At 67.7% G+C, this 18,691-nt stretch carries 18 protein-coding genes; 4 read left to right on the top strand and 14 right to left on the bottom strand.

Features of this window, described 5'->3' with window-relative positions; translation table 11 throughout:
• Positions 1–9 precede the first annotated feature (9 nt).
• The 8 genes from G6N23_RS07860 to G6N23_RS07825 all read right to left on the bottom strand — a co-directional run bounded on the left by G6N23_RS07860 (position 10) and on the right by G6N23_RS07825 (position 9,819).
• On the bottom strand, positions 10–825 hold the full coding sequence (locus G6N23_RS07860; protein ID WP_085260408.1) for an SDR family oxidoreductase: 816 nt from the start codon (positions 823–825) through the stop codon (positions 10–12).
• Between the two features lie 61 nt (positions 826–886).
• Positions 887–1,537: a TetR/AcrR family transcriptional regulator gene (locus G6N23_RS07855; protein WP_085260407.1), complete on the bottom strand. Its 651-nt coding sequence runs from the start codon at positions 1,535–1,537 to the stop codon at positions 887–889.
• Positions 1,538–1,546: 9 nt separating this feature from the next.
• Positions 1,547–2,794 (bottom strand): DNA recombination protein RmuC, encoded by a 1,248-nt coding sequence (locus G6N23_RS07850; RefSeq protein ID WP_085260406.1) that lies wholly within the window; start codon positions 2,792–2,794, stop codon positions 1,547–1,549.
• Positions 2,795–2,823: 29 nt separating this feature from the next.
• Positions 2,824–5,979, bottom strand: a complete 3,156-nt coding sequence (locus G6N23_RS07845; RefSeq protein WP_095174204.1) for an acetyl-CoA carboxylase family protein — start codon at positions 5,977–5,979, stop codon at positions 2,824–2,826.
• Positions 5,980–5,993: 14 nt separating this feature from the next.
• Positions 5,994–7,520 carry a class I adenylate-forming enzyme family protein gene (locus G6N23_RS07840; RefSeq protein ID WP_173675029.1) on the bottom strand — a complete coding sequence of 509 codons (1,527 nt, stop codon included), beginning with the start codon at positions 7,518–7,520 and terminating at the stop codon, positions 5,994–5,996.
• On the bottom strand, positions 7,517–7,966 hold the full coding sequence (locus tag G6N23_RS07835) for a hypothetical protein (protein ID WP_083081851.1): 450 nt from the start codon (positions 7,964–7,966) through the stop codon (positions 7,517–7,519). Before G6N23_RS07835 ends, G6N23_RS07840 begins: the two co-directional genes overlap by 4 nt.
• Positions 7,967–8,014: 48 nt before the next feature.
• On the bottom strand, positions 8,015–8,443 hold the full coding sequence (locus G6N23_RS07830) for a VOC family protein (RefSeq protein ID WP_085260405.1): 429 nt from the start codon (positions 8,441–8,443) through the stop codon (positions 8,015–8,017).
• A gap of 146 nt (positions 8,444–8,589) precedes the next feature.
• Positions 8,590–9,819: an integrase catalytic domain-containing protein gene (locus G6N23_RS07825; RefSeq protein ID WP_095173920.1), complete on the bottom strand. Its 1,230-nt coding sequence runs from the start codon at positions 9,817–9,819 to the stop codon at positions 8,590–8,592.
• Positions 9,820–9,922: 103 nt separating this feature from the next.
• Between G6N23_RS07825 and G6N23_RS07820 the strand changes: the two genes are divergently transcribed.
• Positions 9,923–11,410 (top strand): HNH endonuclease signature motif containing protein, encoded by a 1,488-nt coding sequence (locus G6N23_RS07820; RefSeq protein WP_095173921.1) that lies wholly within the window; start codon positions 9,923–9,925, stop codon positions 11,408–11,410.
• A 15-nt stretch (positions 11,411–11,425) separates the two neighbouring features.
• Here the strand turns inward: G6N23_RS07820 and G6N23_RS07815 are convergent, their stop codons facing one another.
• Positions 11,426–11,614, bottom strand: a complete 189-nt coding sequence (locus G6N23_RS07815) for a hypothetical protein (RefSeq protein ID WP_085261041.1) — start codon at positions 11,612–11,614, stop codon at positions 11,426–11,428.
• A gap of 141 nt (positions 11,615–11,755) precedes the next feature.
• Here G6N23_RS07815 and G6N23_RS07810 point away from each other — a divergent pair, with 141 nt between their 5' ends.
• From G6N23_RS07810 to G6N23_RS07800, 3 genes are all read left to right on the top strand, one after another.
• A complete protein-coding gene (locus tag G6N23_RS07810) occupies positions 11,756–12,064 on the top strand; it encodes a CDGP domain-containing protein (RefSeq protein ID WP_085261040.1) in 309 nt (102 codons plus the stop codon).
• 198 nt (positions 12,065–12,262) lie between these two features.
• Positions 12,263–13,360, top strand: coding sequence for a ferredoxin reductase (locus G6N23_RS07805; protein ID WP_085261039.1), 1,098 nt, complete (start codon positions 12,263–12,265; stop codon positions 13,358–13,360).
• 16 nt (positions 13,361–13,376) lie between these two features.
• Complete coding sequence (locus tag G6N23_RS07800; RefSeq protein WP_085261038.1) at positions 13,377–14,771, top strand: fatty acid desaturase family protein; 1,395 nt, start codon at positions 13,377–13,379, stop codon at positions 14,769–14,771.
• 61 nt (positions 14,772–14,832) lie between these two features.
• On the opposite strand, the gene G6N23_RS07795 is transcribed toward G6N23_RS07800, so the two are convergent.
• The 5 genes from G6N23_RS07795 to G6N23_RS07775 all read right to left on the bottom strand — a co-directional run bounded on the left by G6N23_RS07795 (position 14,833) and on the right by G6N23_RS07775 (position 18,690).
• Positions 14,833–15,294 (bottom strand): flavodoxin family protein, encoded by a 462-nt coding sequence (locus G6N23_RS07795; protein ID WP_085261037.1) that lies wholly within the window; start codon positions 15,292–15,294, stop codon positions 14,833–14,835.
• Complete coding sequence (locus G6N23_RS07790) at positions 15,291–15,755, bottom strand: tetratricopeptide repeat protein (RefSeq protein WP_275991525.1); 465 nt, start codon at positions 15,753–15,755, stop codon at positions 15,291–15,293. The genes G6N23_RS07795 and G6N23_RS07790 overlap by 4 nt, the downstream gene beginning before the upstream one ends.
• Before the next feature lie 2 nt (positions 15,756–15,757).
• Positions 15,758–16,495: a 4-hydroxy-tetrahydrodipicolinate reductase gene (dapB, locus tag G6N23_RS07785; protein ID WP_085261036.1), complete on the bottom strand. Its 738-nt coding sequence runs from the start codon at positions 16,493–16,495 to the stop codon at positions 15,758–15,760.
• Positions 16,496–16,521: 26 nt separating this feature from the next.
• Positions 16,522–17,538 carry an alpha/beta hydrolase gene (locus G6N23_RS07780; protein WP_085261035.1) on the bottom strand — a complete coding sequence of 339 codons (1,017 nt, stop codon included), beginning with the start codon at positions 17,536–17,538 and terminating at the stop codon, positions 16,522–16,524.
• Between the two features lie 75 nt (positions 17,539–17,613).
• Complete coding sequence (locus G6N23_RS07775; protein ID WP_085261034.1) at positions 17,614–18,690, bottom strand: PDR/VanB family oxidoreductase; 1,077 nt, start codon at positions 18,688–18,690, stop codon at positions 17,614–17,616.
• Position 18,691: the final 1 nt, after the last annotated feature.

Here is an 18,691-nt window from a genome sequence, read left to right as displayed (position 1 = left end):
CTAGGACACTTACGCATTGAGCAGGCCACGCTGATAGCGCCGCATTCCGCGCAGCCAGCGGTCGTAATCGGTTCCCTTGAACCGGTACATCTCCAGCACCGCCGGATGCGGCAGGATCAGGAAGCGTTCGTCGTCGATGGCCGCCAGCACCTCCTCGGCGACGGCGGCCGGTTCGAGCACCTCGCCAGCCGCGGTGACCGCCCGGGTGGCGAGATCACCCAGCGGGTCGCCAGACTGCTCACCGGCGTAGAGCAGCTTGGTGTTGACTCCCATCGGGCACAGGCAGCTGACCCGCACTCCCTGGTCGCCGTAGGTGATGTTGAGCCATTCGGCGAACCCGACGGCGGCGTGCTTGGTGACCGCGTAGGCGGCCCCGCCCAGTTGGGTGAGCAGGCCGGCCGCCGAGGCGGTGGACACGAAGTACCCCTCACCGCGCTGCACCCAGCCGGGAACCAACAGCTGTGCGGCACGGATGTGGGCCCGCAGATTGATGTCGATGGCCTGGTCCCAGTCGGCCTCGCCGGCGTCCAGGCCGGGTGCGCCGGTGATTCCGGCGTTGGCGAAGTACATGTCGACCGGGCCGTACCGGCGCTCGGCCGTTGCGATCAGTCCCTGGATCACTTCGGTGTCGGCGACATCGCCGCCGCACCCGACCGCCGCGTCCGGCCGGTCGGCGTTGATCGTGTCGGCCACCGCGGTCGCGGCGTCGGCATCGAGGTCGGCCACCACCACGCGTGCCCCGGCCTTGGCGAGCGCCGCCGCCACGGCGCCGCCGATCCCGCCTCCGCCACCGGTGACGATGGCGACCCGTTCCGCAACCTTCATGGGCAGTCCTTGCTCTTGGAGTTCGCAGCGTCAGTGACCTTAATTGAATCCGGCCTCACGTTCAATTGCTGTTCGCGTGGAACTGCAGGGCGTTCGCCCATAACCGGGTGACGGTGGTGACCAACGCCTCGAAGTCGACGCCGGCGCTGCCGGTGGCCTCCTCGAGCACGAAGATGTTGTACGCCAGCCGGCTGACCATCCCCGACAGCGCCCGCGACGCCAGCAGCGGATCGACGTCGGCGGCGGCGATCCCGCGCTCCTGCAGGTCGGCGATTCCGGCGGCGTTGCGCTGGATGAACGCATCAGCGCGCTGCGACCGGAAGGCGCGGAACTTCGGATCGATCTGCGCCACCTGCTCGAGCAGCCCCATCAACCTTGCATTGCGCCGATACGCTTCCAGGTAGGCACGATTGCTCGCCTCGAGCACCGCGTACGGATCGGCGGCTCGGCTCACCCGGCCCATCCCCGGATGCATCATGTCCTGCTGCGCCTGCTCGAGGACGGCGGCGAAGATCTCTTCCTTGTTCGCGAAATAGGTGTAAAACGACCCGGTGGCGCAACCGGCCGCCTTGGTGATGTCGGTCAGTTTGGCGTCGAGATAACCGTCCCGCTCGAACACCTTGCGGGCCGCCGCCACCAGCGCGGCCCGGGTCCGCGCCCCGCGCACCGTCGCCGGCAACTGGCGGGCCGGGGCGACCGGCACGGCATCCATCCCGGCATTCTAACTGAATCCGACGTCAAGTTCGTCCAGTGTCCCCGCCCCGTCGGCCAGTTCCTCCAGCATGGTTCCGGCCTCGTGTTCGGGCAGTGATTCCACCGCGCGCAGCCGGCGTTCGATAGCCCGGGTACGGACGCCGGCGGTATCGATGGTGTTGCGGGCGGTGTCGAGCTGCTTGCGGGTCTTCTCCAATACGGCCGCGAACTTTCCGAACTCGGTCTTGACGGCGCCGAGCACCTGCCACACCTCGCTGCTGCGCTGCTCGATCGCCAGCGTGCGAAAGCCCATCCGCAGGCTGTTGAGCAGGGCGGCCAACGTCGTGGGACCAGCCAGGGTGACCTGGAATTTAGCCTGGATCTGCTCGAACAGGCCCGGCTGGCGCAGCACCTCGGCGTAGAGGCTCTCGGTGGCCAGGAACAGGATCGCGAAGTCCGTGGTGTGCGGCGGCGCGAGGTACTTGTCACAGATGTCTCCGGCCTCGGCTTCGATCCGCCGGACCAATGCCTGCCGCGCGGCCGCCTCCCCCACCGCGTCGGCGTTCTCCTGCGCATCGAGCAGCCGCTCGAAGTCCTCGCGGGGGAACTTGGCGTCGACGGGCAACAGCACCTCACCGGCACCGGTTGCACCGGGTAGTCGGATCGCGAACTCCACTCGCGCAGTCGATCCCGGCACGGTGCTGACGTTGGTGGCGTACTGCTCCGGGGTCAGCGTCTCGGCCAGCAGGGCGGCCAGTTGCGCCTCGCCGAAGATGCCGCGGGTCTTGACGTTGGTCAGAACCCGCTTCAAGTCGCCCACCCCGGTGGCCAGCGTCTGCATCTCGCCGAGGCCCCGCTGCACGGCCTCCAGACGTTCGGAGATCTGGCTGAACGATTGGGCCAGCCGGGTTTCCAGCGTCGCCTGCAGCTTCTCGTCCACCGTCGCGCGCATTCTCTCCAACTGCGCGGTGTTCTCGGCCTGCAGGCTCCCCAGCTGCCGATCCAGCGTGGCGCCGAGTTTCTCCAGCGTGCCCTGCTGGGCCGAACCGAACCGGTGCAGCGTGGTCTGCCAGTGGTGGAAAGCCTGGGCGAGTTCGGCCCGCCCGGCATGCTGCTCTTCGCGCAGCGTTCGCTCTACGCGTTCACTGTCGCCGCGCAGTGCGGCGAGCTGCTCCGGTGAGAGCGCCCCACCACCCGGGCGCAGCAGCGCTACCACCTGGAGGATGACCGCCAGCAACGCAAGCGACGTGAGGAGGATCAACAGCGCCGTGTCCATAGCCGCAAGGTAGCGCGGGGCACCGACATCTAACCGTCGGACAGGCTCGCGATCCATGTTCGGGACTGTGCCGGGTCGATCACATCGTCGAGTTCGAAAGTGGTCGCGGCGCTCAGGGCGCGCCCACGCCGGTAGGCCGCCTCCACCAGCTGATCGAAGAGCTGTTGACGCTGATCGGGATCGGCGGCATCGGCAAGTTCCTTGCGGAACCCGAGCCGCACCGCCCCTTCCAAGCCCATCCCGCCGATCTCGCCGGTCGGCCAGGCGACGGTGAACTGCGGGGCGTGAAACGAACCGCCCGCCATCGCCATCGCCCCCAGCCCGTAACCTTTGCGCAGCACGATCATTCCCATCGGCACCGTCAGCCGGGCGCCGGCGATGAACATCCGGCTGAACCGGCGCACGGTGGCCTCCCGTTCGGCATCCGGACCCACCATGAATCCCGGTGTGTCGCACAGCGTCACCACCGGCATCCGGAACGACTCACAGAGCGTGAAGAAGTCGGCGGTCTTGTCGGCCGCCTCCGCGTCGATGGCGCCACCGAGGTGGTGACTGTTGTTGGCCAGCAACCCGTGGGCGACCCCGTGCACGCGCACCAGGGCGGTCACTATCCCGACTCCGTAATCGGGTCGCAGTTCCAGCACCGAATCGACGTCGGCGATCACATCGATCGCTCGGCGTACGTCATAGGCCCGCAATCGGTTCTGCGGCACCACATGCCGGGCCAGCCGCGGATCGGGTTCGGTCCAGTCGGTCACCGCACCGCCGAAGTAGGACAGGTAGCGCTGGGCCAGCGCCACCGCTTCGGCCTCATCGCGTGCCGCCAGCGCGACCACCCCGTTGCGACGCTGCACCTCGATCGGCCCGATCTCCTCGGGCCGATAGACGCCCAGCCCGCCACCTTCGATCATGGCCGGCCCGCCCATCCCGATGTTGGCGTCCGGAGTCGCCACGATCACGTCGCACACCCCGGCCAACGCCGCGTTGCCGGCGAAACAGCGGCCGGACACGATCGCCACCAGCGGCACCTGGCCGTTCAAGGCGGCCAGCGAACGAAACGTCATGAGATCCAGCCCGGCCATGCCCGCGACATCGGTGTCACCGGGCCGGCCGCCGCCCCCTTCGGCGAACAGCACCACCGGAAGACCGCGGCGGGCGGCCACCTCGAAGAGCCGGTCGGTCTTGGCGTGGTTGCGCATTCCCTGGGTGCCCGCCAGCACGGTGTAGTCGTAGGAGGCCACCGCCACCTGCGTCGCACCGATGGTCGCCAGCCCTGCGACCAGGCCGTCAGCCGGCGTGTTGATGATCAGGTCCTGCTCTGAGCGCCGGCTGCGCTGCGCCGCCACCGCCAGCGCCCCGTATTCGACGAAACTGCCGGGGTCGACCAGATCGGCGATGTTCTCCCGGGCGGTGCGCCGGCCCTGCCGATGCCGTTTGGCGACGACCTCGGGGCGGCCGTCGTCGCGGGCGAGCCGGTGCCGGTCGACGACCTCGTCGAGGTCGGTGCGCGGGGAATCCGGCTCCGGGCCGGCGTCGGGCCCGGCGCTGCTCCCGTCCCCGGCGGGGACGAACACCAGCACCGGATCTCCGGCGCCGAGGACCTGCCCCGGGTCGACCAGGGTGCGTACCACGGCGCCGGGAGCAGCGAGCACATGCTGCATCTTCATCGCCTCGAGCACGACATCGGGCGACACCTCGGCCACGGTGCCGGCCATCGGCGCGTACAACACCTGTTCGCCCGGGCCGAGATCTGTTGTGAGGGTGCGATGTTCGTCGCGGGTCGGCGCCGACGCCGCGACCAGGGTGGGCAGTCGGCGGTCCAGCCATCCGGTCGTCACGACGCCGGCGCCCATCCCCTCGTCACACAGCACTGCGTCCAGCAACCCGACATTGGTGCCGACGCCGGTAATAGCCAACTCTGCCACGGCAGTTCGTGCCTTGCGCAGCGCGGCGAGGAACGAGGTGCCGTGCACATGGACGATCACCTTGGCCAGCAGTGAGTCGTAGCGGGGGCCGATGGTCAGGCCCGGTCGCGCGTAGGTGTCGACGCGGATCCCCGGTCCGCTCGGTGGGGTGAACACCGACACGGTGCCGACGCAGGGTTGCACCGTACCGTCGGCGGCCACCGTCTCGGCGTTGACTCGGCATTCGATGGCTATCCCGTGCGTGTCTGCAACCTGCCCGGTCACGCGGCCTTCGGCGGCGATGACCCCGGCCGGCAGATCCAGGTCGCCCAGTGCGGCGCCGTCGGCGATCCGCAGCTGCACGGCCACCAGGTCCAGCCCTGTCACCATCTCGGTGACGGGGTGTTCCACCTGAAGGCGCGGGTTGACCTCGAGGAAGACGAAATCGTCTTCGGTGACAAGGAATTCCACGGTCGCCAGGCCCCGGTACCCGAACTTGGCGCATAGGCGGGCGGCAGCCCGGTGCAGCTCGGTACGCAATTCTGGGGAGACCCCGGGGGCGGGTGCGACCTCGATCAGCTTCTGATAGCGGCGCTGGATGCTGCAGTCGCGATCGCCGACCGCCAGCGCCTGCACGCCGTCGGCGACGATCTGCACCTCGATGTGGCGTGCGTCCTCGATGAGTTCCTCGGCGAACACCGCCGCGGTGCCGAACCCGAGTCGGGCCTCACCCGCGCACCACCGGTAGGCGTCGTCGAGCCGGTCGGCGGAGCGGACCACGCGTATTCCCCGGCCTCCGCCCCCGGCCAGCGCTTTGACCATGATTCCGCCGGGGTGGGCGCGCAAGAAGTCATGGATCTGTTGCACTCCGGCGGCCCCGTCGGTGGCGGCCGGAACCGGCAGCCCGGCGCTGATCGCTGCGCCGCGGGCCGCGGACTTGTCGCCGAACAGATCGAGAAGTTCAGGGTCCGGCCCGACGAAGGTGCGCCCCGCCGCTGCGACCGCTCGAGCGAATGCCGCATTCTCCGAGAGGAATCCGTAGCCGGGGTGGATCTGCTCAGCATCGGACTTCTTGGCGGCGGCCAGGACGGCGGCCTGATCCAGGTAGGCCGACGGACCTGCGCCGGGCAGGCCGATGGCGTCGTCGGCAGCGTGCACATGCGGGCTGTCCGCGTCGTCCTCGGCATAGACGGCAACCGTGCGATAACCCAATTCGGTTGCGGTACGCAGTATTCGCAGCGCTATCTCACCGCGGTTGGCGATCAGCACCGTCGTCGGCACAGCGTCGGCAAGCATCACCGCAGCGGGTCGCCCCACTGCACCTGCTGGCGCAGCTGCCCCTTGAGCAGTTTGCCGCTGGCGGTGCGCGGCAGCTCCTCAGCGACCACGGTGATGTACTGCGGCACCTTGAAGTCCGCCAGCTCACCGCGGCAGTGCTCGAGCACCGCGGCCACGTTGATGTCTTCTCCGAGCAGTACGGCGCCGACCTTCTCGCCCATCACGTCGTCGGGCACCGCCAGCACGCAGGCGTCGGCGACCCCGGGCGCCGACAGCAGCGCCGCCTCCACCTCGACGCTGGAGACGTTCTCGCCCCCGCGGATGATGATGTCCTTGAGCCGGTCGATGATGTGCACCCGCCCGGCGTCGTCGACGCGGACGACATCCCCGGTGTGCAACCACCCGTCGATGATGGTGGCGGCGGTGGCTTCAGGCCGATTCCAGTACCCGCCCATCACATTCGCACCGCGCACCACCAGTTCGCCGGTGGTCGGATCGTCCCCGAGCGGCGCTATGCCGATGTCTCCCGACGGAATCACGTACCCGACCGAGTCGGCGTGGGCCACCGCGTCGGAGTCCGGCAGCACCGTCATCAGCGAGGCCGTCTCGGTCATGCCGTATCCGTTGAAGACCGTCGCCGGGTCGAACGCCTCGCGCAGCGAGCGCACCAGGGCCGGCGCGGTCGGGGCGCCGCCGTAGCCGACCCAGCGCACCCCGCTCACGTCGACGCCCGCGAAGTCGGGGTGCCGCAGCAGTAGCGCGTAGACCGCGGGAACGGTGACAAGCGAGGAGATTCGTTGCGCCGGAATCGTGGTGAGCAACTCGGGAAGGCTCAGCGCCGGCATGATCACCGCCGCGCCCCCGGTGTAGGCGGCGGCCAGCAGCTGCGAATTGCAGCCGGTCACGTGGAACAGCGGGACCGAGATCAAGGTGCGCAGCTCCTCGCCCAGCTGCCGGGACTGCCCCAAGACGCGCACCATGTTCTCGGCGTTGGTCAAGAACGCCTCGTGGGTGGTGGGCACTCCTTTGGGACGCCCGGTGGTGCCGGAGGTGTAGAACAGCGCCGCGGTGTCGCTCTGTTCGAGCCCGTCCACCACGTACGGTCGGTCGTCGGGCAGTGCGGTTCCGGGCGCCAGGTCCACCCGCACCCCGGCGTCGGTGAGCACGAAGTCGATCTCCGGTGCGGCCGAACGGGTGTTGACGGCCACCGGTATGCCACCGGCCATCAGGGCCCCCCAGAACGACAGCACCCAGTTCAGCCCGGCCGGATAGCGCACCGCCACCCGGTCACCGCGCTCCAGCCCGCCGGAGCGCAGGCCGCCGGCCACCCGCGCCGCCCGCTGCCAGAGCTGCCGGTAGGTCAGCGTGCCGGCGCCCAGCTCCACCACGGCCTCACTGTCCGGACGGCGCTCGGCCTGTTCGGCCAGCAGCTCGAGCAGGGTGCCCGGCAGCCCTTCGTAGTGCGGGATACCGTTGTGGTCGCGGACCACCCCGGTCGCCGGAAAAGGGTTGTGCTGCCGTGGAATCTCAACGATGGTCGTCATGACCCGCCCTTCCGGCCGTGCGCCAGGCTCCGCAGCGTTCCGCGCACCGCATAGACCGCGGTGGTGACGCATGCGACGACCAGCACGATGAACATGGGCAACCAATTGCCGCGCTCGTGGTTGATGTGCCACCAGACATAGGTGAACAGCACCGAACAGAAGAACAGCACCACGTCGCGCCAATTGCCCTGGTAGGACATCGCCGCGGCGCGCAACGCCCGGCTCCGGTCGGACGCGGCGATCAAGTCGTCGATCCGCTCGTCGATGGTGCGTTGCAGCTCGGCCCGCCGCTTCGTCTGTTCGGTCGGGACTCGATCGAGCAGGTCGAGATCCTGTTTGATCAGGCCGCGCAGATCCGGGCCCTTGAGCTGCCCGGCTGCCGCGGTCAGCAGGGCGCCACCGAAGATCGGTGCCGCGCCCAGCGCCATGCTCAGCAGAGTGGGCATCGTCGTGCGGTTCCTTTCGCGCTGCCTTCCCGCGTCACCCTACGACGTCTAGCCGAGTTGCACGGTGCCGTCGGGCCCGATTCGCCAGCCGGGGTTGTGGGCGATTTCCCAGATCAGTCCGTTGGGGTCTCGGACATGGGCGTGGAACACCCCTCCGAACCGGCCCGACTGCGGCTCCTTGAGGACACTGCCGCCCGCGCCGGCCATGGCCTCGGCCAGAGCGATCACCTCATCCGGGCTCTCGACGTTGTGCGCCAGGGTGACCCCGGAGACCCGGGAATGGTCGCCGGGCAGTGCCAGATCTTCGTTGAACTTGTCCGCGTCGAAGAAACCCAGCAGCTGCCCCGGCGCCGTCTGGTAGAAGATGATCTCCCCCTCGACGGCCAGCAGCGGGCTCCAGCCCAGTGCACCGTAGAAACGGCGGGTGGCGCCCAGATCGGTTGCGGCGACCGTGACGAAGTGCAGCTGCTGGTCCATGCCGCCCAGACTAGGACGGCCGAGCGACACCCAGCGGGCACCTTTGTACGTAGCGATCGAGCCATCTCCACGACCTTCCAGCCGTGGCCGCAGTTATCCACAACGCGCGGCCCTGCAAAAAGTTTGAGTCGGCCTGTTGCCTCACGTCAAGATGCGCGCGTAGGGGTATTCGTTGCCTCACGTAATCGTGCGCGCTTGTTGATCGGAGGTTCGGCGGCCCCGGCCTTGGTCGTGGCCAGGGCGAACAGTCGCGCAGTGAGTGCTTGGGCCTGGCGCTGGGTGGCTGCCGGGTTGATCAGCGAGTAAGCGCGGGTCAACGCGACGATGCGCTCGACGGTGATGTCCGGGTGATCGATCACGCGGTGAAACGGAGTGGCAGCTTTGTCATGCTTCTTGGAAACCTTGGCCCCTTTTCGGACCTTGGAGACCAGTTTTTGCTGCGGGTAAAAGAAGTTCGTCAGCTTCGATTGCAGTCGCCAGATCTCGTTGAGCAACAACAGTCCCGAGGCGGTGTCGTAGCGGTAATAGCCCACCAGCATCCGCACCACCGACCAGTTCTTCTGCTCGACGTGACAGCCATCATTTTTGTTGCCCGGCCGCGACCGGGTGAAGGTGATCTTGCGGTTGGAGCACCACCAGAACAGGTCGTCATTGATGAATTCAGATCCGTTATCACTGTCCACGCCCAGAATCGGAAACGGCATCGCCTGCGCGATGTCATCCAGGGCTGCCTTGACACATTTCCCGGACCGCTCAGCCACCGAGCGGTTCTCCGTCCACCCGGTAGCGACGTCGGTGACCGTCAACGTCGAGATATGGCCCCCGCCCCGGATGCCGCCGTCATGCCAGACCGTGTCGATCTCGACGAATCCCGGTCGCGCGTCATCCCACTGGGCCCAGGTGCGCACCGGGATCTGGCTTTTGAGCAGCGATCCAGGCTTGGTACCCACCCGCCCACGCGGCCGTAGTTTCGCGCGCTCCCCAGCCAAGCGACGATCGATGGTGGCCGCCGACATCGACACCAGCAGCTCGGCGGTGCCCTCGTCGATCGTGAGCTCTCGAAAATGACGCAGAACACCGACCAGCTCACCGAGCATCGGCGCCAACCGCTTCCCGGCCGGCATGCCCAGTACCGTCCAGCACACCACCAGCGCCGCGATGACATCGTCGCCGTACTTCACCGGCCGCTGACTACGTGGGGTGACGATCTTGGGCTGTAGCGCCGATTTCAGCGCTTTACGCGCATGGTTGCGATGCCACCCGGTGTTAGCGCACAACTCGTCCAGAATCCGGCTCTTCTCACCCTTGCTCGCCAGGATGTAGCGGACTGCGGTCGTCTCCGTTACTGCTCTGCGCTCGGCCAACGTCAACCCCATCACTTGGGCCTACGCGCGCATTCTCAATGAGGCAACGAATCACCCATACGCGCGCATTTCTGATGAGTCAACGCGGTCAGGAGAAACGTGTACTATCGAACATATGTTCGATAGTAGGTTGCCGGGGCCGGAGTCGTTGGCTGATGCCGAGGACAATGCCCTGGTGGCGGCCATCTCGGGGTGGTCCCGGGTGGAGGCCGCGGCGTCGGCGCGCCGGTTGGCGGCGATCGGCGAGTTGGTCGCGCGGCGTACCCGCGGGGCCGATGCGGTGAACCGGTCGCGCTGGTCATGCGATTACTGGGATGCCGCAGCCGCCGAGGTCGCCGCGGCCGAGCAGATCAGCCAGGGTATGGCGTCATCGCAGATGTATCTGGCCTCTGCGCTGCGTGAGCGGCTGCCGAAGGTTGCCGCGCTGTTTTTCGACGGGGCGATCAACACCCGGCTGGTCGCCACGATCGTCTGGCGCACCACGCTGATCACCAACCCCTACCTGCTGCACGCCGTGGACACCGACCTCGCCGAGATCGCCACCGCTCTTGGACCGCTCTCGGCGGCTAAGATCGCCGCGGCCATCGACGCCCTGATCGACCGGTACGACCCCGACGCCGTCCGGCGCCAGGAGCGCGATGCCCGGGGCCGCGAGGTCGTCGTCGACACCCGCAACAGCGAAAACGGCACCACCGCCCTGTGGGGCCGGCTGTTGGCCACCGATGCCACCGCCCTCGACCGGCGCCTCACCCAGTTGGCCCACACCGTCTGCGATGACGATCCCCGCACCCTGGCTCAACGCCGCGCCGATGCCCTCGGCGCCCTGGCCGCCGGAGCTGACACCCTCGCCTGCGCCTGCGCCACCACCGACTGCCCGGCCAGCGGCGCCACCGACGCCCGGGCGGCCAACACCACGGTCTACATCCTCGCCGAGCAGGCCGCGCTGGACACTCCGGCCGACCCGGGATTCGGCAACGGCGAGCAACCGCCGATCGCCCCGGCCCCCAAACGCCAAGCACGCCCAGGCCTCTCCGGGCACATCATCGGCGGCGGCACCGTACCCGCGCCCCTGCTGGCCCAGCTCGTCAACAGCGGCGCCACCGTCACACCGCTGGCACACCCGGCCGATCTGCCGGCCCAACCGCACTACCGGCCCTCAACGGCGTTGGCCGCCTTCGTCCGGGCCCGTGACCTCACCTGTCGATTCCCCGGCTGCGACCGGCCCGCCACCTATTGCGACATCGACCACGCCATCGCTTATCCGTTCGGGCCCACCCACCCGGCCAACCTGCGCTGCCTATGCCGAAAACACCACCTGCTCAAGACATTCTGGACCGGCCCCGGCGGCTGGCACGATACCCAACACCCCGACGGCACCGTGGAATGGACCAGCCCCACCGGCCACACCCACACCACCCGACCGGGCAGCACACTGCTCTTCCCCACCCTGTGCATGCCAACCGGCACACCACCGGCAACCACCCCACCAGCCCCACCATCGGCGGGCCGCAGCCTCATGATGCCCACCCGCACGCGCACCCGAATCCAAAACCGCGCCCACCGCATCAACTCCGAACGCGCTCTCAACAAAGCCCCACCCTGATGGGCCGGCGGGCAGCTAACTCTTGAAGGGCAGGATCTTGTTGAGCTGATCGAGTTGCTTGCGCAGGTCGTGGATCAGCGCGGTGCCCCTGGCGGTCTGCGCCACCGCATAAAGACCGTCCTGGTGCTGCGCCAGTTCCGCGATGTCCTCGTAGGCGGCGCGCACGGATTCCAGGGTGCGCGCAAGCAGGTCCGTGGTGGACACAGTGTCGTTTGCTCGGGTCACGGCATTGGAGCCTATCGCCTCGCGCCGGTAAGAGGGTAGGAACCGCGGAGTGCACACCTGGCAAACACCTGCGACTGCGGCATAGTCTCTCGACAACGTGACGGGCAGGAAGGAGACGGCGTGAAGCGCTACCTCAGCGGGGGCCTGGCCACCACACTGGGCGCCGCCGGGCTGATGGCCGGGTGGCTGGTCGCCTCGGCGCCGGCGGCCCAGGCCGGTTGTCAGGACAACCCCCTGTTGTTCTTCTCCACCGCCCAGAAATGCGACGGCCCACTTCAGCCCGACGGTAGCTGGCAGCGCTGCGTGATCTACTACTACGAACCGCCGAAATCACCGCCGTCGCAGCAGGACTGTCACCAGATGGGCCCGGTGGGCCGGCAATATCCGGTGCACTCGTTCTACCAGCCCGAGACCCACATCGACCCGTAGCGGCGCTCAGCCCATCAACTGAGCGGCCACCGTCGCACCAAGCTCGCAGCACGCGTCTCGCCCACCACGTCATGAGGCATGCAGCTGCCACGTGAACGGGTTTCAACGCATCCGAGACCGGGTTACCTGTTGGCAAGTCGGTCTGGGCCCGCCACGTCCAAGCGCGGTCCGCACCGCCGGCCGGAGGGAGGGAGGAGTATGGCCGAACGAGGTGCCGAACCCCCGGTCCCACGCGGTCGTCGGTTGTTCCTGCGAGCGGTGCGGCATCTGTTCAGTCCGTTGCGTCCCGACGATTACCTCGAGATGGTCAACCCGCTGTGGACGACCAAAGAGCTACGCGGAAAGGTCGAGCGCATCGAGCCGCAGGGCTCGGAAGCGGCCAGCATACTGATTCGACCGGGATACGAGTGGCAGGGCCACAAACCGGGCCAGTACGTGCGGCTCGGCCTGGTCATCGACGGCCGCTACCACTGGCGCGCGTACTCGCTGACTTCGGATCCGCAGCCGGAGGATGGGCTGATCAGCGTCACGCCAAAAAAGGTGGACGGCGGCGTGGTGTCGCGGTACCTGGTGCAAAAGATTCAGCCCGGAGAGGTCGTACGGCTCGGCGAAATCGAGGGTGTCTTCACCCTGCCGGAGCCGCTGCCCGCCAAGATGCTGTTCATCAGCGCCGGCAGCGGCATTACGCCGATCATCAGCATGCTGCGCAGTCTTGATCACCGCGGTGAGCTGGGCGACGTGGTGGTGTCTCATTCCGCCCGCACCCGCGAACAGGTCATGTTCCTGTCGGCACTCGAAGACCTCGACCGCCGCCACGAACACATGCGGCTGGATCTGCGGCTCACCGCCGAACGTGGGCGACTGTCCCCGCGCGACTTGGACGAGTTGTGTCCGGACTGGCGCGAACGCGAGACGTTCTGTTCGGGTCCGAGCGAACTGCTTGACGCGATGATCGCGCACTGGAAGGACCACGGCGACCCGGATCGGCTGCACTACGAGCGGTTCCAGCCGAAGATCGGCGGCGGAGCCGGCGAAGGCACTGGCGGTGAGATCACCTTCCTCGACAGTGACACGACTGTGGAAAGCGACGGTGGCACACCCATCTTGGAAGCCGGCGAGCAGGCGGGCCTGAACCTTGCCTACGGCTGTCGAATCGGGATCTGCCACACCTGTGTCGGGACGTTGAAGTCTGGGAAGCTACGGGACCTGCGCTCCGGGGATGTCATCGAGCCGATCGGGCAGGACGTGAGGATCTGTATTCACGCGGCTGAAGGCAACGTGGAACTCGAGTTGTGATTGTGAAGGAGTCATCGTGACCACTGCCGCCGAAAGCCCGCTTGCTCGTCTGAGCGAGCGGGAACTGGAAAAACTTGCCAAAGAATTCGACGCGATTCACGACGAGGTGTTCGCCGAGCTCGGCGATCGCGACCGCCACTACATCAAAACGGTGATTTCGGTGCAGCGGCAGATCGTCGTGGTGGGACGGGTGCTGCTGCTGGCGTCGCGATCACGAACTGCGTGGGTTCTCGGCACGGCCTGCCTGGGAATGGCCAAGATCCTGGAAAACATGGAACTCGGCCACAATATTCTTCATGGCCAATGGGATTGGATGAATGATCCCGATATCCATTCGTCCGTCTGGGACTGGGACACCGCCTCGACAGCGCAATCGTGGAAGCACTCGCACAACTACATTCACCACACCTACACCAACATCCGCGGTAAGGACCGCGACCTCGGTTACGAGATCATGCGGATCGACCCCAATCAGCCCTGGCATCCGGTCTGGCTCGCGCAACCACTGTTCAACTTCTTGCTGACGCTTTTGTTCGAATGGGGCGTGGCCGTTCACGACATCGACTTCCGCGCCGCTCAGCGCGGTGAGAAGCCGTGGTCGGAAGTGCGCCGAGAGTTCAAGGGAATCCTCGGTAAGGCGCGCGCGCAAATCGTCAAGGACTACCTCGGCTGGCCGGCGATCAGCGCCGGCGCGTTTGCGCTGGCCCAGGTCGCCTCGGGTGGCCGGATCGAGCAGCCGGCGAAGTCGCGCCTCGGCCGTCGGCTTCGCGAAATCTCCGGCGATGGCCGGACGGGCGCCGCGGCGGACCTGCTCGACCGGTTCTTACCCGGTGTCGAAAGCACCTTCCTGCGTACCCTGGCGGCCGACGCGCTGGCCAATCTCATCCGTAACGTGTGGGCACACGCCATCATCTTCTGCGGGCACTTCCCAGATCAGACTTACACCTTCAGTGAAGAAGAAGTGGAGAACGAAACCCGCGGCGGGTGGTATGTCCGCCAGTTGATCGGCGCGGCCAACATCGACGGCAGTCCGCTGTTCCACGTCATCAGCGGCAATCTGGGTTACCAGGTCGAACACCATCTGTACCCGGATATGCCCAGTAGCCGGTACTCCGAGATCGCCCCCAAGATCAAGGACATCTGCGAGCGCTATGCGTTGCCCTATAACTCCGGGCGGTTCTCCAAGCAGTGGCTTATGGTGCACCGCAGTATCTTCCGGTTGGCGTTCCCCGGCGGCAAGCCCCGGCCCAAGCCCGGGCCGTACCACAGCCCCGACCGGCGCACCGGGCCTGACGGTCCCGGCGAAGCAAGTCGGTTCCGTGATCGCCTCCCCGCCGAACACCCGGACGCCGGGCCGGAACACGAGTCGGGGGGCGTCGAGGTGCAACTGCCGCCGCGTGGCAACGACTAGGCGGGCACCCGAACCCATTCATGCGGGGGACGCGCCGCAGCAACGGCCTCCAGCGGTCCGCTCACTCCGACCCCATCAGTTGCGCCGCTACCGTCGCGCCGAGGTTCCAGCACGCCTCGATGTCGGCCTTCGTGGGCTTGCCCATCACCACGACGGTCTCCGCCGCCTTCACCCAGCCGAGTCCGGCCGTGATGCCGTCGATGGCACGCTCGGCTCCTTCGGTGCCCTCGTTACCGTGGATGTAGACGCCGAACGGTCGGCCGCGGGTGGAGTCAAGCAGCTGGTAGTAGCTCTGGTCGAAGGCGTGTTTGAGAGCGCCCGAGAGGTATCCGAGGTTCGCCGGGGTACCCAAGAGATAGCCGTCGACCTCCAGCATCTCGACCGCCGAGACGGTCAGCGCTGGTCGGCGTACGAGCGTCACGCCCTCGATCTCGGGGTCCGTTGCCCCGGCCACCACCGCTTCGAACATGGCCTGGCAGTGCGGCGACGGTGTGTGGTGAACGATCAGCAGTGTCTTGCTCATCGGCCCTCCTGCAGCCGGACCGCGGTCTTCATCGCCTCGCGCGCCCGACGGCGATCCCCGGCGAACTCATAGGCGCGGGCCAGCCGGTACCAGCGCCGCCAGTTGTCCGGATCGGCGTCGAGTTCCTCGCGCACCGCGTGGAACAGGGCATCAGCGGCGTCGCGTTCGATACGCCCGGACGGCCGTCGCGGCAACGCGCCGGCGTCGAGTTCCATCCCGTCGGCGGCGATCAATCGGGACAGCCGCTGGTGGGCGAAGCCGTCGCGCAGGGTTGCGATCATCGCCCACAGCCCGATGAACGGCATAACCAGCAGTGCCAGCCCCATCCCGATCGCCGGGATCGAGCCGGAGGTGATGAGCAGCACCGCGACCCGGCCCAAGAACACCAGGTACATCAGCAGCGCCAGGCACATGAACGCGATGAGTGCCTTCATCCGGGCGGTCGCCGACACTTTGACCATGCCTACTGCAGGTCGAGGAGGGGCTCGATGCCGACCGTCAGCCCGGGGAATTCGGCGACGCGACGCACCGCCAGCAGCACCCCCGGCACGAACGACGTCCGGTCGATGCTGTCGTGGCGGATGGTGAGCGTCTCGCCCATGGTGCCGAACAGCACCTCCTGGTGGGCGACCAGCCCGGACAGCCGTACCGAGTGCACCGGGACACCGTCCACGTCCGCACCACGCGCTCCCGGCAGGCCGGTGCTGGTGGCATCGGGGTTGGGCGCCAGACCTTTTCGGGCTTCGGCGATCAGCGCGGCGGTGCGGGTCGCGGTGCCCGACGGCGCATCGGCCTTCTGCGGGTGGTGCAGCTCGATGACCTCCACCGATTCGAAGAACCTGGCGGCCTGGACGGCGAAGTGCATCGACAGCACCGCACCGATGGCGAAGTTCGGTGCGATCAGCACTGACGCACCGGGTTTGGCCTCCAGCCAGGAGCGAACCTGTTCGAGCCGTTCCCGGGTGAATCCCGTGGTGCCGACCACCGCGTGAATTCCGTTGTCGATCAGGAACTTCAGATTATCCATCACCACGTCGGGATGGGTGAAGTCGATCACGGCCTCGGTGGCGCCGTCGGTCAACAGGCTCAGCTCGTCACCGGCGTCGACCTCGGCGGACAGGGTCAGATCGTCAGCGGCGCGCACCGCCTCAACCATGGTGGCGCCGACTTTGCCCTTGGCCCCCAGTACTGCTACCCGCATGGCTGCCACCCTACTGGCAGTCTGCCTCAGGACACCTCCCGGCGGTCCTCACCGGGCCGGTCGGCATCGCTCAGGCGTTCGGCCACGAAGCGGCAGATCTGATCGAATGCCGCCCGGCTGTCCGGCAGGAACGGGAACAACGCCGGGAATGCGTGCAGTTCCCGCGCCCACAGCTCGAGGCGGGTGGACCGGCCCAGTTGCTGCAAGGCGGCGTGCAGCCGCTCGGCGTCGCACCGCAGGATCTCCGACTCGGCCGCGATCAGCAGGGCCGGTGGCATCATCTCCAACCTGCCGTTGATCGGGGACAGTTCGTGACGCAGCCGCGCCGACGGGCAGACCAGGTCGACGATGTCGGGCAGCACCGCCGGGATGCCAAACGCGTCGGCGCGCATGTTCGAGTGGGTGCTACGGGCGACGCCGTCCAACTCGAGCAGCGCCGAGATCCCGATGACCCCGGCCGGGGCGGGCAGACCGCGCTCCTGGCTGGTCAGCGCGGTCGCGAACGCCAGGAACCCTCCGGCGGAGTCGCCGGCCAGCACCGTCTTGGCCGGGTCGGCGCCAAGACCGAGCAGCCACCGGTAGGCGCCGATGCAGTCGTCCACCGACCCGTCCACCGTCACCTGCGGGTACTGCCGGTAATCGACGTGTACGACCGGCAGCCGGGTGCGTCGGGCGAGCTTGGCCACCACATGAAGATGGGTGTCCAGACCTCCGGTGATAAAGCCGCCACCGTGGAGATACAGGATGACGCCGTCGACGAACGCCTCACCGGGCGGCCGGCCCCGATCAGCCGCCCGGACCACTTCGACCGGGACGCCGGCGCCCTGGGCACGGGTAAAGCCCACACCGAAGAACGGCCGGACCCGTTGCAGCTTGGCGACGGTGTTGACCCGGCGGCCCATCGTGGTCATCCGGCCGGCGACCGTGCCATTGCCGGCGTGCAGCACCAGACGCCGCACCAGGCGCGGGGTGAGGGCGTCGGCGAGCGCGTAGATCAACTTGGCGGGCAGGCTTGCCGGATGAATGGGAGCGGCTCCGAGCATCCGGGCAGTCTATGGGCCGGCCGATAGCGGAGGCCGCGATTTGCCGAAATCGCCTGGAAGTTAACGTGAATTCGCTCAGGCGTCGATGACGATCCGGCCGCCGTTGGCCCGCGAGACGCAGACCAGCATCTCGTCGTCTGATTCCGAGGTGCGCCCGCGCCGGTCGACATCACCGGAGACGACTTTGACCTTGCAGGTGCCGCAGAACCCCTGCCGACAAGAACAGGCGGTGGTCGGGTCGGCGTCGAGCATCACATCCAGCGCCGAACGGTCCGCGGGAATCAGCAGCAGGCGCCGCGAGCGGGCCAGCTCGAGTTCGAAGGGCACGCCGTCGACCACCGGCGGCGGGCTGAACCGCTCGTAGTGCAGCGGCGCATCGGCGTGTGCGTCGCGACTGGCGCGCACCGCTTCGAGCATCGCGGTCGGACCGCACACATAGACCGCGGTCTGCGGGCCGGCGCCGGCCAGCAGTTCGTCGGTGCCGGCGAACCGCCCGTGTTCGTCGTCGGCCCATACCGTGACCCGTTCGGGGTCGACCGCCAGCACCTCGTCGAGCAGTGGCATGTCAGTCCGGCTGCGGCCGGCATATATTGCGCGCCAGTCGATTCTGCGTTGAGCGGCCTCGCGCAGCATTGGCAGCATCGGGGTCACCCCGATCCCGCCGATGACGAACAACACGTCGTTCTCGTCGGTGCCGAGATAGAACGCGTTGCGCGGGCCCTCGAAAACCAGGGTGTCGCCCACCGCGTAGGACTCGTGCATCTCCACCGACCCGCCGCCACCGTCGTCGAGACGCCGCACCGCGATGCGGTAGTCGGTGCGCCTTCCGGGCGCCCCGCACAGTGAGTACTGCCGGCGGCGGCCGGACGGCAGCTGCACGTCGATGTGACCACCCGGCGACCAGGACGGCAGCAGCCCGCCGTTCGGTTCTACGATCGTCAACGCCACAACGTCCGGGGTCAGCATCTCCCGCTTGGTGACAACCGCCGCGATGGTCCGCGAGACGGGCACCACCCGCGACGGCCGCCACCTCGACAGCCCGGAGAACGCACTGAAGACCGTGATCGCCGCCCAGAGCAGGTTGAAGAACCGGTCATGCTTGCGCCGGCCGTAGAGGTCCGCGGGCCGGGAGCGCCAGATCTCTTGCGGCATC

Origin of the sequence: Mycolicibacter terrae, assembly GCF_010727125.1 — a bacterium.
Classification (GTDB): Bacteria; Actinomycetota; Actinomycetes; order Mycobacteriales; family Mycobacteriaceae; genus Mycobacterium; species Mycobacterium terrae.
This window is presented reverse-complemented; position numbering and strand designations above follow the sequence as displayed.

Excerpts from the sequence above, each read along its gene's own strand:
- G6N23_RS07790 (WP_275991525.1), bottom strand. The coding sequence starts at position 15,755 with ATGGTCAAAGTGTCGGCGACCGCCCGGATGAAGGCACTCATCGCGTTC.
- dapB (WP_085261036.1), bottom strand. The coding sequence starts at position 16,495 with ATGCGGGTAGCAGTACTGGGGGCCAAGGGCAAAGTCGGCGCCACCATG.
- G6N23_RS07850 (WP_085260406.1), bottom strand. The coding sequence starts at position 2,794 with ATGGACACGGCGCTGTTGATCCTCCTCACGTCGCTTGCGTTGCTGGCG.
- G6N23_RS07860 (WP_085260408.1), bottom strand. The coding sequence starts at position 825 with ATGAAGGTTGCGGAACGGGTCGCCATCGTCACCGGTGGCGGAGGCGGG.
- G6N23_RS07775 (WP_085261034.1), bottom strand. The coding sequence starts at position 18,690 with ATGCCGCAAGAGATCTGGCGCTCCCGGCCCGCGGACCTCTACGGCCGG.
- G6N23_RS07825 (WP_095173920.1), bottom strand. The coding sequence starts at position 9,819 with ATGGGGTTGACGTTGGCCGAGCGCAGAGCAGTAACGGAGACGACCGCA.
- G6N23_RS07805 (WP_085261039.1), top strand. The coding sequence starts at position 12,263 with ATGGCCGAACGAGGTGCCGAACCCCCGGTCCCACGCGGTCGTCGGTTG.
- G6N23_RS07840 (WP_173675029.1), bottom strand. The coding sequence starts at position 7,520 with ATGACGACCATCGTTGAGATTCCACGGCAGCACAACCCTTTTCCGGCG.
- G6N23_RS07780 (WP_085261035.1), bottom strand. The coding sequence starts at position 17,538 with ATGCTCGGAGCCGCTCCCATTCATCCGGCAAGCCTGCCCGCCAAGTTG.
- G6N23_RS07820 (WP_095173921.1), top strand. The coding sequence starts at position 9,923 with ATGTTCGATAGTAGGTTGCCGGGGCCGGAGTCGTTGGCTGATGCCGAG.
- G6N23_RS07835 (WP_083081851.1), bottom strand. The coding sequence starts at position 7,966 with ATGCCCACTCTGCTGAGCATGGCGCTGGGCGCGGCACCGATCTTCGGT.
- G6N23_RS07795 (WP_085261037.1), bottom strand. The coding sequence starts at position 15,294 with ATGAGCAAGACACTGCTGATCGTTCACCACACACCGTCGCCGCACTGC.
- G6N23_RS07855 (WP_085260407.1), bottom strand. The coding sequence starts at position 1,537 with ATGGATGCCGTGCCGGTCGCCCCGGCCCGCCAGTTGCCGGCGACGGTG.
- G6N23_RS07830 (WP_085260405.1), bottom strand. The coding sequence starts at position 8,443 with ATGGACCAGCAGCTGCACTTCGTCACGGTCGCCGCAACCGATCTGGGC.